This is a genomic window from Bombella pluederhausensis, from assembly GCF_026385525.1.
Lineage (GTDB): Bacteria > Pseudomonadota > Alphaproteobacteria > Acetobacterales > Acetobacteraceae > Bombella > Bombella pluederhausensis.
The window spans coordinates 12643-33679 of record NZ_JANIDY010000001.1; the positions used below are offsets into that span (position 1 = coordinate 12643).

17 protein-coding genes are annotated in these 21037 nt (G+C 57.0%); 7 read left to right on the forward strand and 10 right to left on the reverse strand.

What is annotated here, in order from left to right:
- Window positions 1-196 precede the first annotated feature (196 nt).
- Window positions 197-1807, forward strand: coding sequence for a tryptophan 7-halogenase (locus NQF86_RS00055; protein WP_266115589.1), 1611 nt, complete (start codon window positions 197-199; stop codon window positions 1805-1807).
- A gap of 4 nt (window positions 1808-1811) precedes the next feature.
- Here NQF86_RS00055 and NQF86_RS00060 read toward each other — a convergent pair whose 3' ends face one another.
- From NQF86_RS00060 to NQF86_RS00075, 4 genes are read right to left on the reverse strand one after another with little or no spacing between them, the layout of a single operon-like run.
- On the reverse strand, window positions 1812-2573 hold the full coding sequence (locus tag NQF86_RS00060) for an RluA family pseudouridine synthase (RefSeq protein ID WP_266115590.1): 762 nt from the start codon (window positions 2571-2573) through the stop codon (window positions 1812-1814).
- A gap of 3 nt (window positions 2574-2576) precedes the next feature.
- The gene (locus NQF86_RS00065; RefSeq protein ID WP_407652822.1) at window positions 2577-5624 is read right to left on the reverse strand and encodes a DNA translocase FtsK; all 3048 of its coding nucleotides are present in this window, start codon (window positions 5622-5624) and stop codon (window positions 2577-2579) included.
- 51 nt (window positions 5625-5675) lie between these two features.
- Window positions 5676-6323 (reverse strand): RsmD family RNA methyltransferase, encoded by a 648-nt coding sequence (locus tag NQF86_RS00070; RefSeq protein WP_266115591.1) that lies wholly within the window; start codon window positions 6321-6323, stop codon window positions 5676-5678.
- 4 nt (window positions 6324-6327) lie between these two features.
- Window positions 6328-7107 carry a pseudouridine synthase gene (locus NQF86_RS00075; protein ID WP_266115592.1) on the reverse strand — a complete coding sequence of 260 codons (780 nt, stop codon included), beginning with the start codon at window positions 7105-7107 and terminating at the stop codon, window positions 6328-6330.
- Between the two features lie 126 nt (window positions 7108-7233).
- Here NQF86_RS00075 and NQF86_RS00080 point away from each other — a divergent pair, with 126 nt between their 5' ends.
- A complete protein-coding gene (locus NQF86_RS00080) occupies window positions 7234-7695 on the forward strand; it encodes a nucleoside deaminase (protein WP_407652855.1) in 462 nt (153 codons plus the stop codon).
- On the opposite strand, the gene NQF86_RS00085 is transcribed toward NQF86_RS00080, so the two are convergent.
- Window positions 7696-7998 (reverse strand): AzlD family protein, encoded by a 303-nt coding sequence (locus NQF86_RS00085; protein ID WP_266115594.1) that lies wholly within the window; start codon window positions 7996-7998, stop codon window positions 7696-7698. It abuts the gene before it with no gap.
- Window positions 7995-8714 (reverse strand): AzlC family ABC transporter permease, encoded by a 720-nt coding sequence (locus NQF86_RS00090; RefSeq protein WP_266115595.1) that lies wholly within the window; start codon window positions 8712-8714, stop codon window positions 7995-7997. Before NQF86_RS00090 ends, NQF86_RS00085 begins: the two co-directional genes overlap by 4 nt.
- A gap of 183 nt (window positions 8715-8897) precedes the next feature.
- On the opposite strand from NQF86_RS00090, the gene NQF86_RS00095 reads away from it, so the two are divergent.
- Window positions 8898-10424 (forward strand): Do family serine endopeptidase, encoded by a 1527-nt coding sequence (locus NQF86_RS00095; protein ID WP_266115597.1) that lies wholly within the window; start codon window positions 8898-8900, stop codon window positions 10422-10424.
- A 109-nt stretch (window positions 10425-10533) separates the two neighbouring features.
- Here the strand turns inward: NQF86_RS00095 and NQF86_RS00100 are convergent, their stop codons facing one another.
- A complete protein-coding gene (locus tag NQF86_RS00100) occupies window positions 10534-11640 on the reverse strand; it encodes a threonine aldolase family protein (protein ID WP_266115598.1) in 1107 nt (368 codons plus the stop codon).
- 94 nt (window positions 11641-11734) lie between these two features.
- On the opposite strand from NQF86_RS00100, the gene folD reads away from it, so the two are divergent.
- The 3 genes from folD (at window position 11735) to NQF86_RS00115 (ending at window position 15627) form a co-directional block, all read left to right on the forward strand.
- Window positions 11735-12646, forward strand: a complete 912-nt coding sequence (folD, locus tag NQF86_RS00105) for a bifunctional methylenetetrahydrofolate dehydrogenase/methenyltetrahydrofolate cyclohydrolase FolD (RefSeq protein ID WP_266115599.1) — start codon at window positions 11735-11737, stop codon at window positions 12644-12646.
- Between the two features lie 291 nt (window positions 12647-12937).
- On the forward strand, window positions 12938-14041 hold the full coding sequence (locus NQF86_RS00110; RefSeq protein WP_407652856.1) for an HlyD family secretion protein: 1104 nt from the start codon (window positions 12938-12940) through the stop codon (window positions 14039-14041).
- An 8-nt stretch (window positions 14042-14049) separates the two neighbouring features.
- On the forward strand, window positions 14050-15627 hold the full coding sequence (locus tag NQF86_RS00115) for a DHA2 family efflux MFS transporter permease subunit (protein WP_266115601.1): 1578 nt from the start codon (window positions 14050-14052) through the stop codon (window positions 15625-15627).
- 29 nt (window positions 15628-15656) lie between these two features.
- Here NQF86_RS00115 and NQF86_RS00120 read toward each other — a convergent pair whose 3' ends face one another.
- Window positions 15657-16340 (reverse strand): TetR/AcrR family transcriptional regulator C-terminal domain-containing protein, encoded by a 684-nt coding sequence (locus NQF86_RS00120; protein ID WP_266115602.1) that lies wholly within the window; start codon window positions 16338-16340, stop codon window positions 15657-15659.
- Between the two features lie 131 nt (window positions 16341-16471).
- Between NQF86_RS00120 and NQF86_RS00125 the strand changes: the two genes are divergently transcribed.
- Window positions 16472-18124, forward strand: a complete 1653-nt coding sequence (locus NQF86_RS00125; protein WP_407652857.1) for an efflux transporter outer membrane subunit — start codon at window positions 16472-16474, stop codon at window positions 18122-18124.
- Window positions 18125-18423: 299 nt separating this feature from the next.
- Here the strand turns inward: NQF86_RS00125 and NQF86_RS00130 are convergent, their stop codons facing one another.
- Together NQF86_RS00130 and NQF86_RS00135 are read right to left on the reverse strand one after the other, a co-directional pair.
- Entirely contained in the window at window positions 18424-19149 is a 726-nt protein-coding gene (locus NQF86_RS00130; protein ID WP_266115604.1) for a YfdX family protein, read from the reverse strand.
- Window positions 19150-19360: 211 nt separating this feature from the next.
- Window positions 19361-20905, reverse strand: coding sequence for a carbohydrate porin (locus NQF86_RS00135; RefSeq protein WP_266115605.1), 1545 nt, complete (start codon window positions 20903-20905; stop codon window positions 19361-19363).
- Window positions 20906-21037 lie beyond the last annotated feature (132 nt).

A 21037-nucleotide genomic window follows, 5' to 3' on the forward strand; every position in this document is an offset into this window, starting at 1 on the left:
TATTTTTTATTACGTAAATTGCTTGCCTCTCATGGGGCTTCACGGTGATACTGCCCGTGAGAGTGCTTTCGACATGAGGGATGCATTTTCACGGGCTGGATGAGCAGGCCCAGATCTTACTGAGATGGTTTGTCATATCGTATTGTCAGGTCCTGGAGGCTGACCTTTACGGTGTGAGCTGAGCATAGGGTGCATTATGACGTATGATGTCGTTATCATTGGCGCAGGCTTTGCCGGGTTAACGCTGGCCTATCAGTTAAAGAAAAAGAATAAAGACCTTCATGTCGCCCTTGTTCATGATTCAGCCTTCCCGAATGACGATATATCAGAGAAGGTGGGTGAGTCTTTTAATGAAATAGCCGCAATTTATTTTGAGCAGATGTTGGGGCTCAGGGAGTTCATGGAGGCCCGTCATCCTCGTAAAATGGGGATGCGGTTTTTCCATGTTGGTGAGGACTCCTATAAGGAAATGGGGTTCAACAGTTATCCCCCTAATGCTGCGTTCCATTTTGAACGTGGAAAACTGGAAAATGACCTTTTTGAACTCGTCAGACATGACGTGGATGTTTATCTGAACCATAAGTTCATCGATTTTGAAGAAAAAGATGATGTAAAAGAGATTCAGGTTCTGAACCGGAATGATAATAGCAGGATCGTTCTAAAGGCGGCTTGGCTTGTTGATGCGGCCGGGATGAAGAAGCTGCTGGCCCGTAAGTTTGATATTACATACAAGCTGCCCATCAAGCACTCATCGGTCTGGTTCCGAGTGGGTGGTGGTGTCGATGTGGATGAGTTTCTGCCACGGACGGAAGATAACCCTTTTACGTCAGAGAGACGTTCATGGAGCTCCATCCATCTGGAGGGGGTAGGATATTGGATATGGATCCTGCGTCTTTCCGATAGGGCAACAAGTGTCGGCATCATCTTTGATGAGGATATGTACGACTTTCAGGATTTCGCCACATGGGAGAAAACCACGCTCTGGCTGAAACAGAATGTCAGACGGCTGATTGGCTATATTGAAGAAAAACAGTTCCCTATTCTGGACTTCAGGATATTAAGGCGCTTTGCAAGTCAGTGTGATTACTGGGTGAGTCATGAGCGCTGGGCTCTTGTGGGGGATTCCTACGGTATATGGGACCCGTATTATTCCAACGGGTTTGACGTGATCGGGATACAGAATACGATCCTGACAGAACTTATCCATGCAGAGCGTAGTGGGGAGAGCCTCAAGGAGCGTGTTCCTGCGGCAAACAAGTTTGTTGATGAATTGATGTATGGCTTTGGTCATACTTTTAAGGATTTCTATTCTCGAAAGGGAAGATGGTACTATATCTGTGCAAAATATAATCTGGATATAGCCATGTATTTGCCCATTATTGCAGCCGTCATGCACAATGCCCTCCAGTCCATGTTTATGGAGGAAAACAGGACGTTCCGGGATAAGGTATTTGGTCTTTTTAGTGATGCTGGTCAGGTCTATTTTGATACGGTTAAATTCTTGGCATCAGATGAGTTCAAGAACAATGGTATAGAGGGGTATGATTACATGCTTCTCAATTCAGAAGCCTATCATGCCTTTATCCCTGAAAAGAATATTCCTTTCGAGGAGAAGGAAAAGAGCCTGTTAATTCTCAGGAAGAATTATAACCTTCTTCGTTGTGTCCAGTATTATATCCAGTCAGGGCGTAACTATATGGATTTCATAAAGAGGGGAGCTTATTTCTCTATTACGGAACAGACTGATCCTGAACGGTACAAGGGTGATCCGGATCAGTTGGAGGCTGATCTGTTCCGTCCTGTGTAAAGTCTCAGGGGGAAGACGGCAGGGCGTGGGATTGGAGAAAAGCCTCCAGTTCTGCATGTTTTGCCGTAGCCTGTATGTGAAACAGATCGTTTTTCTGCTGTGATGGTTTTCCCGGCTCGTTCAGGCTGTATTGGATGGGGACATCCAGAGACCGAGCCAGTAAGTGGAGCCCATTCTTGTCCTGACGACCCCCGTAAAGTGTATCGCCAATGATAGGTGTTCCTAACACGGCACAATGGACACGGGCCTGATGCGTGCGCCCTGTATGAAGGGTTAGTTCCAGTAAGCTGGTGATTTCATTGGCAGCCAGCACACGCCATGAGGTCCGGGCGGGACGACTCTCTCGTGCGGATCGGCTGGATGATGCTGTGTCGTTCACGGAGGAGGATGTCATTTTCCATCCTTGCTGGGCAGAAGACACACGCCGTAATTCTGTTGTGAGGGTACCTGACATTTGTTTGGGGCGACCGGAGACCAGAGCCCAGTACTGTTTGATAGTCTTATGTTCTGAAAAGGCCCGTTGAGCGGCGATGAGTGCGGATTTACGGCGGGCGAGGAGCAGGCAGCCTGCTGTATCGGCATCCAGCCGGTGAACCAGCCATGGCCCGCCTCGCTTTTGCGGGACAAGACGGGTTTCGACACTGTCTTTTGTCTGAGGGCCGGGATGGGCGGCCAGTCCTGCCGGTTTGTTGATGACGACAAAATGCCGGTCTTCCCACAGGATGGGGAGGGCCAGCCCCGGCTGAAAGAATGGCGGCGGGGCCATGGGTCAGTCCTCGTCCTCGTTGCGGTCCAGCCCCAGAGAGGCTTTGGTAGCTAGAACATCCCGCTTGCCAACATGGTTGGCGGCACTGATGATGCCTTCACGTTCCATCTGGTCGATGATGTTGGCTGCCCGGTTATAGCCGATGCGGAGATGCCGCTGCACGAAGCTGGTGGAAGCTCTCTGTGCCCGGACGACCAGTTCCGTTGCCTGTTCATACAGGGCATTGTCCTGATCCTCATCCGTGCCACGGCCGCTGCTTTTGCCGCTATTGGAGGATGTGTCTTCTTCCTCCTGTTCATCAGCGAGTACTTCGGTGTTGTAAACTGGTGCCCCTTTGGAGCGCAGGTCGGCCACCACGGCTTCCACTTCTTCATCGCTGATGAAGGGACCATGCACACGGGTGATGCGGGCACCACCTTGCATGAAAAGCATGTCACCTCGGCCTAGAAGCTGCTCGGCACCCTGTTCGCCCAGAATGGTGCGGCTGTCATATTTATTAGTGACCTGAAAGGAAATGCGGGTCGGGAAGTTGGCCTTGATTGTCCCGGTAATCACATCAACGGATGGGCGCTGTGTTGCCATGATGACATGAACACCAGCGGCACGGGCTTTCTGAGCCAGACGAAGCACGGAGGCTTCAATTTCCTTGCCTGCTACCATCATCAGGTCAGCCATTTCGTCAATGACGATGACGATATAGGGCAGGTGCTCCAATGGCAGGCGATGCTCGTCAAAGACAGGGCGGCCTGTTTCTGGGTCATAGCCGGTCTGGATACGGCGTGTTGGTGTTTCACCAGAGGCCTTCAGATGGCGTATCCGGTCATTATAGCTGCTGATGTTCCGCACGCCATGATCGGCCATCAGGCGGTAGCGGCGGTCCATCTCCTGCACGGCCCATTTCAGGGCGCTGACAGCCTTGGGTGGTTCTGTCACCACCGGGGTCATCAGATGGGGGATACCATCATAGATGGAGAGTTCCAGAATCTTCGGGTCGATCATGATGAGTCGGCAGTCTTCCGGGCTGAGCCGGTAGAGCAGCGAAAGGATCATCGCATTGATTCCCACCGACTTACCGGACCCGGTCGTACCGGCCACGAGCAGGTGAGGCATTCTGGCAAGGTCGGCCATGATCGGCTCACCTGCAATATCCTTACCGAGAGCCAGCGGCAGCTTGCTGCGGTTTTCCTTCCATGCCGGTGAGAGCAGAAGCTCAGGGAAATAGACAGTTTCCCGTGTGCTGTTGGGGACTTCAATACCGATGACATTACGGCCCGGCACGGTGGCGATACGGACGCTCAGCACGGCGAGGGTGCGGGCGATATCGTCCGCAAGGCCGATGACACGGGAGGAACGAACACCGGGGGCAGGTTCCAGCTCATAGAGCGTGACAACCGGGCCTGCCCGGTAATCGGTGATGGTGCCCTGCACGCCATAATCATCCAGCACTTTTTCCAGCATCTGGGCATTGGCCTGAAGGGCTTCTTCAGAGGGGCCGGTCTCGTTCTGGTCCGGGAGAGGATTCAGAAGACTGATGGCAGGTGGCAGCCAGCTGGAGGCCGTGGCCATGCCGGGGAGAGGGGCATGAACCATGGAAGGCTGCGGTGGCATAGGCGGCGGTGGCACCGGAACATGCCCTCCATGTCCTGCATCAGCTCCTGCGGCGGGCGGGACTGCGTGGGGTGTTGCTGTCATGGGGGGCGAAACAGGTCCGCTGCCATCGGCCATAATAGTGGCATGCTGTGCGGGGACCGTATTAACGGCAGGGCTTTCAGCAGGCAGGAAACGTCTGAGGAAACCGGGCTGTTGGGCCGGGCCTGTAAGGGGCTGTGGCTGAACTGTCAGAGGGGTGCCAGCGACATGCTCGTAATCTTCTTCGGCATGGCGGCGTTGGACCGTGCTCGTCCGACCCGGATCGTGACGGATATGGGCGAGCATACGGGCATAAGGATTATCAGCCTCCTCCTCATGTGGGGGGATGGCGGGTTCTTCTTCTGGCTGAGGAGCGGGGTCTGTGGCCGGTGGCTGCGGGGGTTGGGCTGAGGGGGGCTTCTGCCATGGGGCGGCTCCCTGTGGCAGGGCAGACCACGGTGCCTGACCCGCCGGGCTTGCGGCGGCTCGTTCTGCCTGCCGGTTAAGATTCCGCATGATGAAGCCGGATGGAAGCGGGCCGTTTCCCTGTGCAGGGCGGCCATGCCGTATGGGCCCGCCTGCACCGGAGGGGTAGGCGGTATGGCGCTCCATTGCGGGCGTTGTGCCACGCTGGCGGCGCAGGGCACGGGCAGGCAGCCAGATAAGGGCGCTGAGCCCCCGGCCTACAGACATCCATTCCCGCCACTGAAGGCCCATGGCGAGAGGACAGAACAGCATCAGCAGGGCAATGCCGATCACGATGGCAAAGATGCCCCCCATGCTGCCCGCTTCCCCGGAAACGAGGTTCAGCAGCTTCCGGGCGAAGAATACGCCCGTTTCCCCACCGAGCCCGCTGCTTGTGGGCCATGCGACATCCAGACCGGGCAGGGTGAGCTGTAGCAGGCCGATCATCGTGGCAGCTGCCGGGAAAAAGCAGGCCGCTGCTATCAGACGGACGAAAGGCAGGCTCAGATAGTGATAGCGCAGGAGCTGCCATGTCCATGCCAGCAGGACAAGAACAGGCGTAACACAGGCCAGACCGAGCAGCTGGGTCAGCCCATCAGCAATGGTGGCTCCAAAGCGACCAAGCAGGTTGGTCGGTTCCGTGCCCGTAGCGGTGTTGAAGGAGGGGTCATGCGGATTGAAGCTGAACAGGGAGGCGGCAATAGCCACGGCCATGATGAGCAGGATGACACCCAGTACTTCCATCATGCGGGCAGAGAGAATGCGGGACAGGGCAGAATCATGCCATACGGGAATCTCTGTCTCGTCTGGCATGGCGTGTCCGTGTAAAGGCTCTGCCGTACCGTTGTGGCTGCGCTGTGAGGCGGGCAGAAGGGAGCGCAGCTTGGCGGGAATGCGGAAGCGGGAGAGCACAGGGCAGTCCTCTGGCTGGATCAGGAAAGCGTGGGTCGAGCGCAATATAGCCTGTTCCGGCTGATTCTGGAAAGCAGAACCACCCCGCTGGTTCGATCAGAGCGTGGGACGGCTCCCTTTGATGCTGTTATCCTGTCGCCAGACATGCAGTGTTGCGGCCCCAAAACTGCGCTGTGCCAGTAGGGGCGGCGGTGGTGCGGAGAGGCTGGGCAGCAGATGGGCGTGAAAAGGTTGGAAGGGTTCTTCCGGTTCTTGCCCTTCTGTTGGCAGGGGGGCGCTTTCCGTTTCTGCAACAATCAGGGCACCATCGGCGACCCAGCCGAGCCGCCACAGGGCACGGAGTCCCTTCTGCACCAGCCCCTTGTGATAGGGAGGGTCAAGAAAGATGAGCGTATGCGGCTGCGGTGCTTTGGGAGGGCGTGTTACGTCACAGTGGCGCAGGCGGGCCTTCTCTGTCATGCCACAGCTTCGCAGATTGGTCTGAAGGGCGGCAATCCCCGGGCGGCTGCCCTCCATGAAGGTGGCGAACTGCGCCCCACGAGACAGGGCTTCCAGCCCCAGAGCCCCCGTACCGGCGAAGGCATCCAGCACGATGGCCTGTTCCAGCTCCTCCCGCCCAAACCACGGGGCATGCATGAGCATGTCGAACAGGGTCTGACGGGCACGTTGGGCAGTCGGGCGGGTTGTCAGCCCCGCTGGAGCCTGAAGGCGGCGGTTGCGGGCGGTACCGGCAATGATTCTCATGAGATCAGGACCGTGCTTTGCCGGGTTTGCCGGATTTCAGGCCCGGAATCTGGTCCAGCAGGGTCTTGTGAGACACTTCCTCCAGCTCATGGGGCTTGAGATTGCCGAGGCTGAAGGGGCCATAGGACAAGCGGATGAGACGGCTGACATGCAGGTTCATACCCATCATCACCTTACGGATTTCCCGGTTCTTGCCTTCCCGCAGGCTGACAGTCAGCCATGAATTGTCACCCTTAGATGAGTCCAGAGTGGCCTCAATGGGGCCGTACTGCACGCCATCCAGAACGCAGCCCTTGGCGAGGGCCTTCAGTCGCTGTTCATCCACAAGGCCGAAGACACGCACACGGTAGCGGCGGATCCACTGGCGTGAAGGCAGTTCCAGCTCACGGGCCAGACTGCCATCATTGGTCAGGAGCAGAAGCCCTTCCGAATTGAGGTCCAGCCGCCCCACGCTGACAACACGAGGCATTGCTTTGGGAAGGGATTCAAAAACTGTGCGGCGTTCTTCCGGGTCATGATGGGTCGTGACCAGCCCGGCGGGTTTGTGATACCGCCAGAGGCGTGTCCTCTGCGGTGGGTCCACAGGCTTGCCATCCACGCAGACAACATCACCCGGCTGGATGAATGTGGCCGGATGGGTAACCGGGCTGCCGCCGAGGGTGATGCGGCCTTCCTCAATCATCCGTTCAATATCACGGCGGCTGGCGACCCCACGGCGGGCCAGAGCCTTGGCAATGCGTTCACCACGCTGTGTATCGGGAGAGGAGGAGGTAACATCTTTCATAACCTGCACGCATACAGTGTCCTGCCTTTCCTTGGCAATCCATTTACGGCTCTATAAGGCAGTCCGGGGCGGATTATGGTCCGTTTTTCTTTTCAGGGGGATGTGTGCATGTCTTTTCCCATGGTCATGACATCAGGGCAGGCCATGCAGCAGGCTCTTGCACTGGCGGATGAAGCTGCCTGTGCAGGGGAAGTGCCTGTTGGGGCTGTGGTGCTGGATGAGCAGGGTCATGTTCTGGCTATGGCCCGCAATCATGTGGAAGAACAGCATGATGCCAGCGCTCATGCAGAGCTTCTGGCCATGCGGCAGGCTGCCCGGCAGCGTGGGTCATCCCGGCTGGAGAGCTGCACGCTGGTCGTGACGCTGGAGCCGTGCCCGATGTGTGCAGCGGCCATCACGCATTTCCGCATTCGGCGTCTGATCTATGGGGCCTATGATCCCAAGGGGGGAGCGGTGGATCATGGTCCCCGGCTATTCCATCGTCCCACCTGCCTGCATCGACCAGAGGAAGTCATCAGCGGGGTGAGGGAGAGGGAGGCGAGTGAGCAGCTTCGGGTATTTTTCCGTGCGCTGAGACAGCGGGGCTGATTAGCCCAGAACGGCCCGCAGGATTCCTGTTGCAATGACCCCGCAGAGCATGGTGGGCAGGAGAGCAAAGCGTGTGGCTGCCAGAACAGTGACGGCCAGACCGAGCAGGTCTGCCGGACGGCCTGTTGCGAAGTCCGGGGCGATGACGGCCACCAGCACACAGCCGGGCACGAGGTCCATGATGGCCTGCATCCGGGGTGAGAGGTGGCGGCCAGCGAGCAGGAGATAGCCCCCGATGCGGGTCAGGTAGGTGACCAGAGCCATGGCGAGGATGGCCAGAAGGGCCGGGATATGAAGCATCATGCGCCCCTCACAGTCAGGAAGGCCGTGATGATGCCTGCCAGAGTGCCAGCAGGGACGTACCATGCGCCGGGGATGAAGTGATAAACCAGCACGGCCACACCGAGGCTGACACACCATGGTATGGCATTGCGGGCCCCTTTCCACATCCCTTTGAGCAGCATGATGAAAACGGCGGGGAAGGCCATGTCCACACCATAGCGGGTCAGGTCGCCCAGGAGGTTGCCCGTATAGCCTCCCATGAAGGTGAACAGAACCCACGACACATACAGGCAGACCGTGATCCCGGCATAGAAGCCAATGCTGAGGCGGCGGCCCGGTCTGTCATGTAGGTCTGTCAGCGTCAGAGCCCAGATTTCATCACACATGAAGAAAAGCAGCAGGAAGATTTTCCAGCGGGGCAGATGCCTCAGATGCGGGGCCAGCGTGGCGCTCATGAGGATATGGCGACTGTTGATGAGGAAAGTCACGCCTGCCAGCAGCATGATAGCCGGTGGAATGGACCATAATCCCACCGCTGCGAATTCAGACCCGCCAGCAAAGTTCAGGCCCGTCAGCAGGGGGACTTCCACGATGGAAAAGCCTTTCTGCACGGCCTGACTGCCTAGCAGCAGCCCAAAGGGGATGAAGGCGATGAGCAGAGGCAGGGATGTTTTCATGCCACGGAGGAACTCCGCCCAGAAACGCACCTGCCCGCATGGTGAGGATGTGGTCTGCATGGTGTTGTTGTAAAAGCCTGCCGTTCTGTCAGCAAGAGTCTGGGGGAAAGCAGCGGGAAAGACGGAGGCTGCCTTACATTTCTTTTAGGTGGTGGTTGCTTGCAGAGCAGACCATCCCACCCCTATCTTTAGGGCAGTTCTTATTGACAGGTTTTTAACAGATAACGTCAGGAAAAATCTGCGATGATGTCGCCTTCCCGTCTGTCTCTTGCATGTCTGGCCGTGCTGGGTCTGGCCAGTGCCCCTCTGCCTGCCATGGCTCAGACTGCTCCTATCCGTCCGCAGATGTCGGGTGGTCAGGGTATTCCTGATTTTGTGCAGATCGTGAAGCAGGTTAAGCCTGCCGTTGTGTCCATCACAGCCCGCATCCGTGAAGGAGCTGATGATGGCGGTGATGGGCCACCCGGTAGCAATGGTGGGCCGCAGGGTTTCCCGTTCCCATTCCCTTTTCCGTTTCAGATGATGCCGGGGATGCCGTCCAATCGTCTGGTGGAGGCCAGAGGGTCCGGCTTCATTATCTCGGCAGATGGTTACATTGTGACCAACAACCACGTCATCAATGGCGCTACGAAAGTCAGCGTGAAGCTTGATGATGGTACGACCATGCCTACCAAGGTCATTGGTCATGATGCCAAGACCGATATCGCCCTGCTGCGTGTGAAGGCCGATCATCTGCCTTATGTCGAGCTGGGTAATTCTGATGATGTCCAGCCGGGCCAGTGGGTCGTGGCTGTGGGTAACCCCTATGGTCTTGGTGGTACGGTGACAGCGGGCATCATTTCCGCTCTGGGGCGTGACCTTCATTCCGGTGCCTATAACGACTTCATTCAGGTGGATGCGCCCATCAATCATGGTAATTCCGGCGGCCCTCTGATTACGCTGGATGGCAAGGTGATTGGCGTCAACTCCATGATCATGTCGCCGAATGGTGGCGGGTCCATCGGGATCGGCTTTGCTATTCCATCTGCTACGGTGCGCTCGGTGGTGGATCAGTTGCGGACAACCGGCCATGTTGTGCGTGGCTTCATTGGTGTGGAAACGCAGGACATCACGCCGACAATGGCCCGTGCCCTTGGGCTGGTCAGTAATGACCATCCGGGGGCGCCGTCTCATGGGGCTCTGGTGGCCAATCTCATCAAGGGTGGCCCGGCAGACAAGGCAGGACTGAAAAGCGGGGATGTAGTCCTGTCTCTTGATGGACATGACGTGCGTAGTGCTCATGATCTCGCCGTGAAAGTCGTGTCCATGGCACCGGGGTCTAAGGGAACCTTTACGGTGCTGCGTGATGGCAAGACTCTTTCATTGCCTGTGACAATCGGCAATCAGGCCCGGAATGGGCAGGATGGCGGTACGGATGGCAGCACAGTCGATGCACCGTCTGGCAAGGTAGGGCTGGCTCTTGGCGTGCTGACGCCACGCACCCGGCAGGAGCTGGGGCTGGATGACAGCGTGCAGGGCTGTGTGGTGGCCGATGTGGCGCAGGGCAGTCCGGCGGAACATGCTGGCATCCGCCCCGGTGACATCATCGTGGCTGTGGGTAACCAGCTGACAGCGAATCCTCACGCCGTGGTGGCTCTGGTACAGAAGGCCCTCAAGCAGCATCAGCCGCCTTTGCTGCGTATCCTGCGGGATGGTCAGCAGCTTTTTGTTGCGGTCTCTCCTGACGGGTCGAATGATGGTGATGAGGATAGTGGTGAAGACGGCCAGTAAGTCACTGGCCCTGCTTCAGTGAGTTCCTAAAAGAAACCCCTGCCTCTCTGTTGCTGGAGAGGCAGGGGTTTTTTATGTGGGGTCATCTAGGTTGCCACGTTACAACCTGTCAGCTGCTGAGGCTCTCCAAAAGGGCATCCACATCTTCAGGGCGTGTGTAGAAGCTGGTGACAAACCGGGCCAGTCTGCCGGGTACACCCTGAGGCGTGGGATAGGTGTAGAATTGATAGCCTTCGCTGCGGAGCTGCTCCAGCTGTGCTTCTGGCAGAACAGCAAAAATCTCGTTGCTTTCCGTAGCGAAGGGCAGATTGACAGCAGGATGTTTGTACAACCCATGTCGTAGACGCTGGCACATGGCGTTAGCGTGGCGGCAATTTTCCAGCCAGAGATCATCTTTCAGCAGGGCAAGAAGCTGTGCTGTCATGAAGCGCTGCTTGGACCAGAGGTGCCCACCCCGCTTGATGCGGCGTGTCATGGTGTCCACCATCGGGCGGGTCCGGTCATTGAGGAAGAAGATGATGGCTTCTGCGGCCATGGCCCCGGCTTTCGTACCGCCAAAGCTGAGTACGTCAATGCCCGCCTTCCATGTGGTGTCAGCAGCGCTGCATTCCAGATGCGCAATGGCGTTGCCAAGGCGAGAGCCATCCATATGGACGGTCAGCCCATGTTCATGAGCAATGGCGGAGAGTTCAGCCACTGTCTCGCAGGGATAGGTCGTGCCCCATTCCGTAGCCTGCGTGATGGAGAGTGCTGTGAAGGGAGGTGCGAGGACACCTTTGCAGCGGTTCTGCTGAAGGGTGGGTGGCAGGCTTGCCGGGTCCATTCGTCCTTCCGGAGAAGGAATGCCGACCAGCTTGGCTCCCTGTGTAAAGAACTCCGGTGCCCCGCCTTCTTCATTATTGATATGGGCGCTCTGGTCGCACAGTACGCTCCCATAGGGCGGCACCATGGCGGAGAGGGCCAGAGAGTTAGCTGCCGTGCCCGTTGCAACCGGGAAGACGGCAACCTCCGTGCCGAAGACATTGCCAAAATGCTGGTTCAGGGACAGGGAGAGGTCATCATGACCATATGAAGGAACATTGCCGTTATTGGCGTCAGCGATGGCCTGCATGACAGCCGGGCAGGCAGGGGTCACGTTATCGCTGGCAAAATTCTTGCGTAGATCATCACGCACGGGGTGAGTTCCTTCGTCCTTGTCTGGAGGCTGTCCATTCATATGTTCCAGTCTCTAGCGGAAAGATCAGGTCTTGTCATGTCTTGTCCAATGGGCATAGAGAGGCGGGAAAACGGGTTTAGCGGAGAGTACATTCATGACAGCATCATCCACCGTACATGCAGGCGGTAAGGCAGAACTGATTGATGGCAAGGCCATGGCAGCCCAGATGACGGCTGACATTCGTGGTCAGGTGGAACAGCTGGTCGAGCAGGGGCATGAGCTGCCCGGTCTGGCTGTGGTGCTGGTCGGCAATGACCCCGCCTCGGAAGTGTATGTGAAGAACAAGGCGATCCAGACCCATCGTGCAGGGATGAAGTCCTTCATGCAGATGATGCCGGAGAGCACGTCACAGGATGAGCTGCTGGCCCTGATTGCGGAGCTGAATGCCAATCCCAAGGTGGATGGTATTCTGGTGCAGTTGCCTCTGCCGCCGCAGATTGATGCTGCCACTGTGACCAATGCCATCCATCCGGATAAGGATGTGGATGGGCTGGGCGAGGCCAATACGGGTCGTCTGGCGCTGGGTATGGAAAATGGCATCGTACCCTGCACGCCGCTGGGCTGCCTCAAGCTGTTGCAGTCCGTCCATGCGGACATGACGGGTATGAATGCCGTTGTCATCGGGGCGTCCAATCTGGTGGGCAAGCCGATGGCGCAGCTTCTGCTCAAGGCGAATTGCACCGTGACTGTGGCGCATATTCATACCCGCAATATTGAGGAACTGGCCCGTTCAGCCGATATTCTAGTCGTGGCCACGGGCAAGGCCGGACTGGTGAAGGGAAGCTGGATCAAGCCCGGTGCTACGGTCATTGATGTTGGCATCACCCGTGTGCAGACCCCGGAAGGCAAGAGCCGTCTGGTCGGGGATGTGGTGTTTGAGGAAGCCAGTCAGGTGGCAGGGCACATAACGCCAGTGCCGGGTGGTGTCGGGCCGATGACCATTGCGTGCCTTCTGCACAATACCTTCCAGGCAGCGAGTCGCCGCCGGGCCTCCAGCGAAGGCTGATACGAGGGGTTTTTCTGACCGGGCCGTTATGACCCTGCCATCGTGCAGGGGAGTGCGGCCCTGTTTCTTCATGGGCATGGCCATTCTGGAACAAGAGCTTGATTGTTCCATATGAATAGGATATCGCCTGTTTATACACAAAATGACCGACTGGTCATTTTTCTTTCCAGATCATTGTTGGTCCAGTCACAGCCATGCGGGCAGTAGCCGTCCTGACGGGGTGAAGGCCAGATAATTTCATGTTTTGAGGTGACCATGGCGCAGTCCGATACACAGTCTGACACTCATTCCATTGCACAGGATGGGCAGAAGCCAGCATCGGATGGGGCGGGAAGCAATACGGCAGGAAAGCCCTTCAAGGACCGTGGTGCACGCAAGCTTGTCCTGATCCTCATTCTGGTCATGGTTGTGCTGGGTGTTGGGCTATATCTTTTCTTCAATCGTAACAATGTTGAAACGGATGACGCCTATGTGACGGGGCGTAAGATCGCCATTGCCCCGCATGTCAGCGGTTATGTGGCCCGCCTTCTGGTGGATGATAACCAGTTTGTCCATAAAGGTGATCTTCTGGTGCAGATTGACGGGCGGGACTATCTGGCCCAGTTGCACCGGGCTGAGGCTGCCGTGGCGCAAGCCGAGGCTGACATGGTCTCCTATGACCTGTCCTATGCCGTAGCGCAGAAGAACTATCCCGGTCAGCTCATGGCAGCCCGTGGGGCACTGGCCGAGGCCAAGGCTCGTCTGTTCCGGGCTCAGACGGATTATGTCCGTCAGCATCGTGTGGAACGTGCCGCCACGACCCAGCAGAATATCGACTATGCCCGTGCGGCACTGGATGAAGCCACGGCGTCCGTTCTTCAGGCGCAGGGTCAGTTGACGCAGGCTGAGCCGGTGCAGGCCAATATTGGCAATGCCTATGCGCATTATACGCAGGCACAGGCCACACTGAAATCAGCACAGGCCGAGCTGGAACTGGCCCGCCAGAATGTGGACTGGATGGATATCCGGGCCCCGCGGGATGGCTGGGTCTCTCAGCGTACGGTGGAGCAGGGCAATTTTGTGCAGACCGGGCAGGAAATGTTTTCCATCGTGGCCAAGGAGGTCTGGATCGTAGCCAATTATAAGGAGACCCAGCTTTCCGACATGCGCCCGGGCCAGAAAGCCGAGATTGAGGTGGATGCCTATCCCCAGCTTCATCTGAAGGGTCATGTGGATACTATCCAGAAAGGGTCTGGTGAATCCTTCAGTGCTTTCCCGCCAGAGAATGCCACGGGGAACTTCGTGAAGACCGTGCAGCGTATTCCTGTGAAGATTCTGATTGATAGCGGGCTGGATGACAAGCTGCCCCTTTCGCTGGGCATGTCTGTCGAGCCAACCGTTCATGTGGGTGAGTGAGGCCGGGCATGGCTGACGCATCGACAGAGGATCATCATAACTGGAAGCCCCGTCATAATCCGTGGCTTGTGGCGGTTGTCGTGACGCTGGCTGCCTTTATGGAGGTGCTGGATACGACCATCGTCAACGTGGCCCTGCCGCATATCGCCGGGTCGCTTGGCAGCTCCTATGATGATGCGACATGGGCCCTGACGTCCTATCTCGTGGCCAACGGGATCGTTCTGACGATTTCCAGCTGGCTGGCCAAACGGTTTGGGCGGAAACGCTATTTCCTCATCTGCGTGGCGATGTTCACCCTGTCATCTTTCCTGTGCGGGCTGTCCACCTCGCTGCCGATGCTGGTGATCTTCCGCCTCATGCAGGGCTTCTTTGGCGGGGGGCTGCAACCTGTGCAGCAGGCCATCATTCTGGATATTTTCCCACCGGAAAAGCGTGGTGCTGCCTTCGGGCTGACGGCTCTGGCCATTGTGGTGGGGCCGGTTCTGGGGCCGCTTGTGGGTGGGTGGCTGACGGATACTTATTCGTGGCGCTGGATTTTCTACGTCAATGTGCCGTTCGGTATTTTGACGGTTATGGCTGTGATTGCTCTGGTGGAGGACCCGCCGTGGATCAAGGCTGTGAAGGAACGGGTGGATGTTGTCGGCATCAGCCTGATCTCGCTGGGGCTTGGCTGCCTTGAGATCATGGCCGATCGTGGTGAGGATGATGACTGGTTTGGTTCACCCTTCATCACGACCATGGCCATTATTGGCGGGCTCTGCACGTTGGGGGCCATCATCTGGTTGCTTAAGGCCAAGAATCCCCTTCTGCGGCTGAGTGTTTTGAAAGACCGCAATTTCGCCATTGGTACCTTCATGATCGGTGCTGTGGGGGTCCTGCTTTATGCGTCTGCTGTGATTGTGCCGCAGTTCGCCCAGCAGGTGCAGGGTTATACGGCGACCATTGCGGGGCAGCTCATGGCGCCGGGGGGTATGGCTGTGATGGTCCTGATTCCCTTTGTGGGAATGCTGATGAAATATGTGCAGGTTCGCTATCTCATCGGGTTGGGCTTCTTTTTTATGGCGATGTCCTGCTTCTTTGCGGCAACGCTCTATTCTGGTGTGGATTTCTGGTATCTGGTGCTCTGTCGTATGAGACAGACGGCCCCTCTGGCGTTCCTGTTCGTGCCTATCTCCACCATTGCCTATGCAACCCTGCCAAGAGAGCTGAATGGTGATGCATCAGCCCTGTTCAGCATGGTGCGGAACTACTTTGGGTCTCAGGCGATTTCACTGTCCACAGCAGCCCTGACGGAAATGCGGCAGGTGCAGCAGACGGATGTGTCTGCCCATGCCATTGCCTCAAGGCCGGAGTTTCGGGACTATATCTTTCGTGTCCAGCAGCTGGCGGAGGCGCATGGTCTGGCTCCGCTGCGTGCTCATGCCTTTGCCATTGCCCATATGTATCAGGAGTTCCTGCGGCAGGTGGCCATGCTGGCCTATAACCAGCTTTTCAATGTGCTGGGGATTATGGCGCTCTGTATCGTGCCGTTCTGTTTCCTGATGTCCCCGATGAAGGGTGGCGGCCATGGGGGAGGCGGGCATTGAGCGTAGAGAATGCCCGTCAGAGGGTTCCCTCAGGGGGCGTACATCCTGAGGAAGCTATCCGCCACCATGTCGGCAACGTCGTTTATGCTGGCGGGGCTGGTATCGACTGGCAGAGACAAGCGGGTCCGGTGGATGATGCGGGTCTGGCTCATCGTGAGGAATTGCTCGGCAGCGAGTTCAGTATCCTTGATGATAAGTTGACCTGCTGCATGTTTCTCGGCGAACCAGTCGGCAAGGCCGGTCAGTGTCCGGGAGACGCCATAATGCCAGAGCGTATCTGCCAGATTGGGGAACTCATTGGCCTCGGCTACAACGATGCGATAGAGGCCGATGGCTTCCGGGTCGATCATCAATCTGATGATGGTAGCGGCTGCCTGTTGAAGGGCCGTGCGCAGGTCTGGCTGCGGTGCTTGCGAAACAGATCTCAGCGTGTTGAGCCGCGTGCGGCTGCGTTCTTCAAAGAAGGCTGTGAACAGGTCCGCCTTGTTTTCGAAATGGTTATAGAGCGAGCCTTTGGAGACACCAGCCATGCGGGCGATCTGCGACATGGATGTCCGTTCATAGCCTTGCTGAAGGAAAAGCTGCCCCGCACTCTGGAGTATCTGCTCGCATTTACTGGATGTCCCTTTGCCGCTGCGGGGAGGGCGTTGGGCCGGTTGTTCGGTCTGGGTCATCGTTCTGTAAAGGGGTTGCTCCTGCGTAAGAGGGGGCATGATAGGCTGCCGGGGCGACAGGGTCCATATGGGTGCTCTGTTTCTTACCCGCTTTATGTTGATTATCACGCAGGAGCTTCACTGTGAAAGACGCTCATTTGTTCCGTTCTGTCCGTCATGGGGGTGGGGCCCTGTCTGTACGCCGTTTCAGCCGGCAGCTTCTGTGTGGGGTGGCCATGCTGGGGCTGGGGGGCTGCCTTATGGTTGGCCCGAAATATCATCAGCCGAAGGATTGGGCACCACCGCATTATGACCTTCATAATGGCAGCAACCAGCTTTCCGGGAAGGCGAAGAAGGGGCGTGGCCCTCACGGTGCCAACGCCGCCCCGGAGGATAAGACGGATGAAAAGGCCTCGCCTGCATCTGTCGTAACAGAGCTGCCTATGGCGGATGCGTGGTGGAAGACGTTCCATGACCCAGAGCTGACGTCTCTGGAAGACCGTGTAGCCACGCAGAACTTGTCCTTCCTGCTGGCTACGCAGAATCTGGCACAGAGCCGTGCCCAGATGATTATTGCCGGGGCTGAACGGTTCCCCAGCCTCTCGGCCTATGGCACTTATGTGCGGTCGCAGCATAGCTCCAAGCAGTTGCAGGAAATCTTCAAGCGGGTGGGCAAGGGTTTCCCGGACCTGCCGGAGCGGGAAGCCAATTTCATCCAGAGTTCCCAGCAGGCGCAGGTGCCGCTGCTGAACCAGTGGCAGGATAAGATCGATGCGACCTATGAGATCGATCTTTGGGGGCGTGTGGCGTATCAGTATCAGGCCGCCAAATATCTGATGAAAATGAGCGAGGAGGAACGGCGCAGCATTCTCATTGCCCGTCAGGCTGATATGGCCCGTGATTATCTCCAGCTGCGTGGTGACCAGAAGCGCCAGCGCATTTTGGCAGACAGTCATGCTACCGTGCAGAATCTGCTGTCTCTGGCGCAGAGCCGCTATAAGAGTGGTCTGGTGACAGAGCTGGATGTGGACAGCATGAAGGCCCGCCTGCATGGGATTGAGGCCCAGCAGGCCAATCTTGATGAAACCGTGGCCCGGGAGAAGAATGCCATTGCGCTGCTTCTGGGGATGCCGCCGCAGAGCATGAATGAAGAACTGGGGCGCACGGCCAATGTGCCGACCGTACCCCCGTTTGTTCCCGCCGGTCTGCCATCTGAATTGGCGCATCGCCGTCCGGATATTCGGGAGGCTGAGGAGCATTTACGGGAGACGGTGGCGGAAGTGGGAGAGGCTACGGCGGATTTCTATCCCAAGGTGACTGTGACGGCGGATTTCGGATTCCAGACCCTGTCCTTCCGTGACCTTGGATTCTGGAATGCCCGTGCATGGAATGTCGGCCCCAGCATTTCCCTGCCGATCTTTCAGGGGGGACGGCTTTATGGGCAGCTCCGGCTGAAGAAGGCGGCACAGCGTGCAGCGGCTGTGGAATACCGTCAGACGGTTCTTCAGGCGTGGAATGAGGTGGATAATGCCTTGCAGGCTTATCATGATGAACAGATTCATCATGAAGGGCTGGCCAAGACTGTGGATGACCAGAAGCGAGCTCTGACACTGGCGACAAGTCAGTACCGGGCCGGACTGGCGACCTATCTGTCTGTTCTTGAAGCACAGGAGAAATTGCAGGAGGCTGAGCTGGAGCTGGCAGCGAGTGACAGCACGTTTGCGACCGACCTTGCACGCCTTTACAACGCACTGGGTGGCGGCTGGTCCGATATTCTGCCTGATAATGACCAGACAGCGCAGGCGTCACAGGGGCAGTCCATCATTCGGAGGGCTGGCCAGTAAAAGGGAGGGTGTGAACAGTTCTCATCCGGTTTGATGGCGACTCCCCGGCATGGCTTGCGGGAATCGCTGTCAAGAGACCATCTTCATTACCCACAAACTTTTCCACAGGCATGAGAGCGCAGAAAACAGCCAGCTTCACGTTGTTCCAGAAGTGATTATCCACATAGTATCTGCAAGCTGAATTGTGGTGATTACTTGAGGAAGTGGGGCCTTCAGGCACAAAAAAACCGGCACGGAGGGTATTCCGTGCCGGTTTTCTGTTCACCTTTCTTCCCAAGAGGGAAGAAAGGTGCCGGAGCTTAGTGCTTCTTGGCAGCGGAGCTGTTGGTGGCTTCTGTCACGACATTCTCGGATACGAAAACGAGCGTGTTCAGGCCATCTGTCAGAGCCTGGTTGGCGGCATCCGTCTGGTTGTCCTGAGCAAAGGTCATGGCACGGTTCACGAAACCCTGAAGCTGAGCCAGTGGTGCCAGAGCGATGACGAAGTCGATGTCTTCACCAACAATCTTCAGTGTCTGGGCTGCCTGCTCGGTCTGGCCTGCCTTCAGCTGAGCATTGGCTGTTGCCACGGCGCTTTTCTTGCTGGGCTCCAGCACATCCGTAGCGATGACTTCACCACCAACCGGAATCCAGTCTGTCGGGCCGTTCTGTGCCGTGTGAGCGCTGGAGACAGGATGCTGGGGAGCGGGGTGGAGGTCAGCCTCGGCAGCGGTGAACTGTTCGCGGGCCTTGGCAGCAGCATCCAGATGAGAGCTGGCAGAGCGCAGAGCGTTGACGGCCTTGTTGTTCTGACCATTAGCGAGGAACTGCTGGGCATCCAGAATGTTTGCCATGGCCTTCTGACCATTTTCGGACAGATGATGGAACGCACGGTGTTCCTTCTTTGTCTCGTACTTCTCGTGCTTGGTGAGCGGTGCGCCATTCTGGTCGGTTGCAGCCGTGTCATCAGCCAGAGCCGGAACAGCGAGGGCACTCAGACCGAAAACGGAAAGGGCCAGACCTTTGTGCAGTGCGGTGAAGCGCATTGGGAATATCCTTCTCACTAGATGGGCTGATGACCCACCACATAGGCAGGACATCATACTCACCATAACAACCCAGAAATATTAAACACGCAATTGTTATGACCGGGGAGCTGATATGCTGAAAAAGATAATTCTTCTGTAAAAGAGGAGTTGACGGCCCTGTATTTACGCCAAAGAGACAGGGCCATCACCTTTATGAGGATGGTATATCTTAGAAGATTTCAATATGGCTCTTGAAGCCAAGCAGTGCAGCATCACGCAGATTGCCCTGACCATTGGGACGGAAGTAATATTCCATCAACGGTTGGAAGATGACACCTCGATAGACGTGGATGGCATAGTTAACTTCCAGCACGGCAGCGTGTCGCTGCACGCCTGTCGCATGGTCGGGCAGGCGGCGGAACTGCTGGGTGTCCAGCATCAGGCTTTCGGTGGCCTGCACGCCGGGAGCAATCTTCTCGTATGTGAAGGCAACACCGAATGTATCGAAGGGCCGGGAGCGGAAAATGCCGCGGTCGATGAGGGCCGCATAGGTCTGCCATTCTCGCAGGGCGATGCGCTTGTCGTTATAGAGAAACCCGCTGAGCAGGGTGATGCCCCGTTTGCTGCTGTGGTAATGGCTGAGAATGTGCTGGTCTGCCATGAACCATGCGCCATAGCCATCGTGGTGCGTGCGGGGTCTGCCATTTGTCAGCGCGTAGGGGCGTCCTGCTTCATCAAGATAGTTATCCGGGCTTGGGGCGGTCATCATGACGCCACCGATTTTATAGTGTCCCTGATGGCCTCTGCCGAAGATTGGTTCCCAGCCGGTTTCAAACGGCAGGCGGAAGCCGTTGATGTTCCCGCCATTGAATTTGAAGCCAGTACGGTGCTGCTCGTTTTTGTAGATGCCGTTTTCCCCGGCATAAAGGCCGGTCTGCACATAGAGGAAACGGATTGGACGGACACGGATACGTCCCCCCCATACGGCAGCGGGATAACCACTGACGAAACTGCTGTCTGTCGCCGCTTTGGGACGGCCGCAGATGCTGCCATTCTGGAAGTTGCAGAAAAGCGGGCTGTTCTGGAAGTCAGACATTTCGGCCATGCGACCGGCAGCGATGGAGAGACGCCCGCCATACAGGGTCTCCTCACCATAAGCCATGACAAGGTGGACAGCCACGTTACCGCCCCCGCCATAATCTTCCGAGGCATGGTTCAGCCAGTCGCCGAACATGCGGTTGGCTGTCGTACCATAACGGCCCACGACAATGGTGTGCGTGGAGAAGCCACGCAGCCCCGCCAGCTGTTCCCAGTTGATGTTAACGGAGGCCGCATACTGACCCGCATTACTGGCGCCCTGTTTGTAAGGGGCGAAGTGCTGGGAGTTCGGGTAGGACTTCGTGGGGGAGGTGATGGCCCCTGCAAATTCATTTGTGTTGTCGAGGAGGAAGGCAATGCCCCGTTTGCGCAGCCAGTCGGTCATACCGAACCCATGGGGGAATAGCGCTTCTGGCCTGTCGAATGGGGGAACGGAGGTTGTATAGCCCCCATGGGCGGGGAGAGGGGTATCCACCCTGTGTAGGGGCTCATTCCCAACGATTTCATCAAGTACCTGTGCCTGTGCGGCGGGTGCGAACAGGCAGAAAAAGACCAGCAAGAAAGCCGCTGCTGGCCATTTTGCAACTATAGCGGAAATATGGGAAAAATGACGGGATAATAGTGAGGAGAACAGGGGCGCTTTTTCTGGTATGGGGTGAAAAGAACGGACTGGCATGGTTTCCCCATTATCCTTAAAAAGAACTCTCTAGGTACGAATTGCTTTCGAGCAATTATGTTAAGATACCTAGCTGTTAAAGAAATTTAATGAAAATTTCAAAGCATATTTGCCTCTTACGAAGGCATTTTC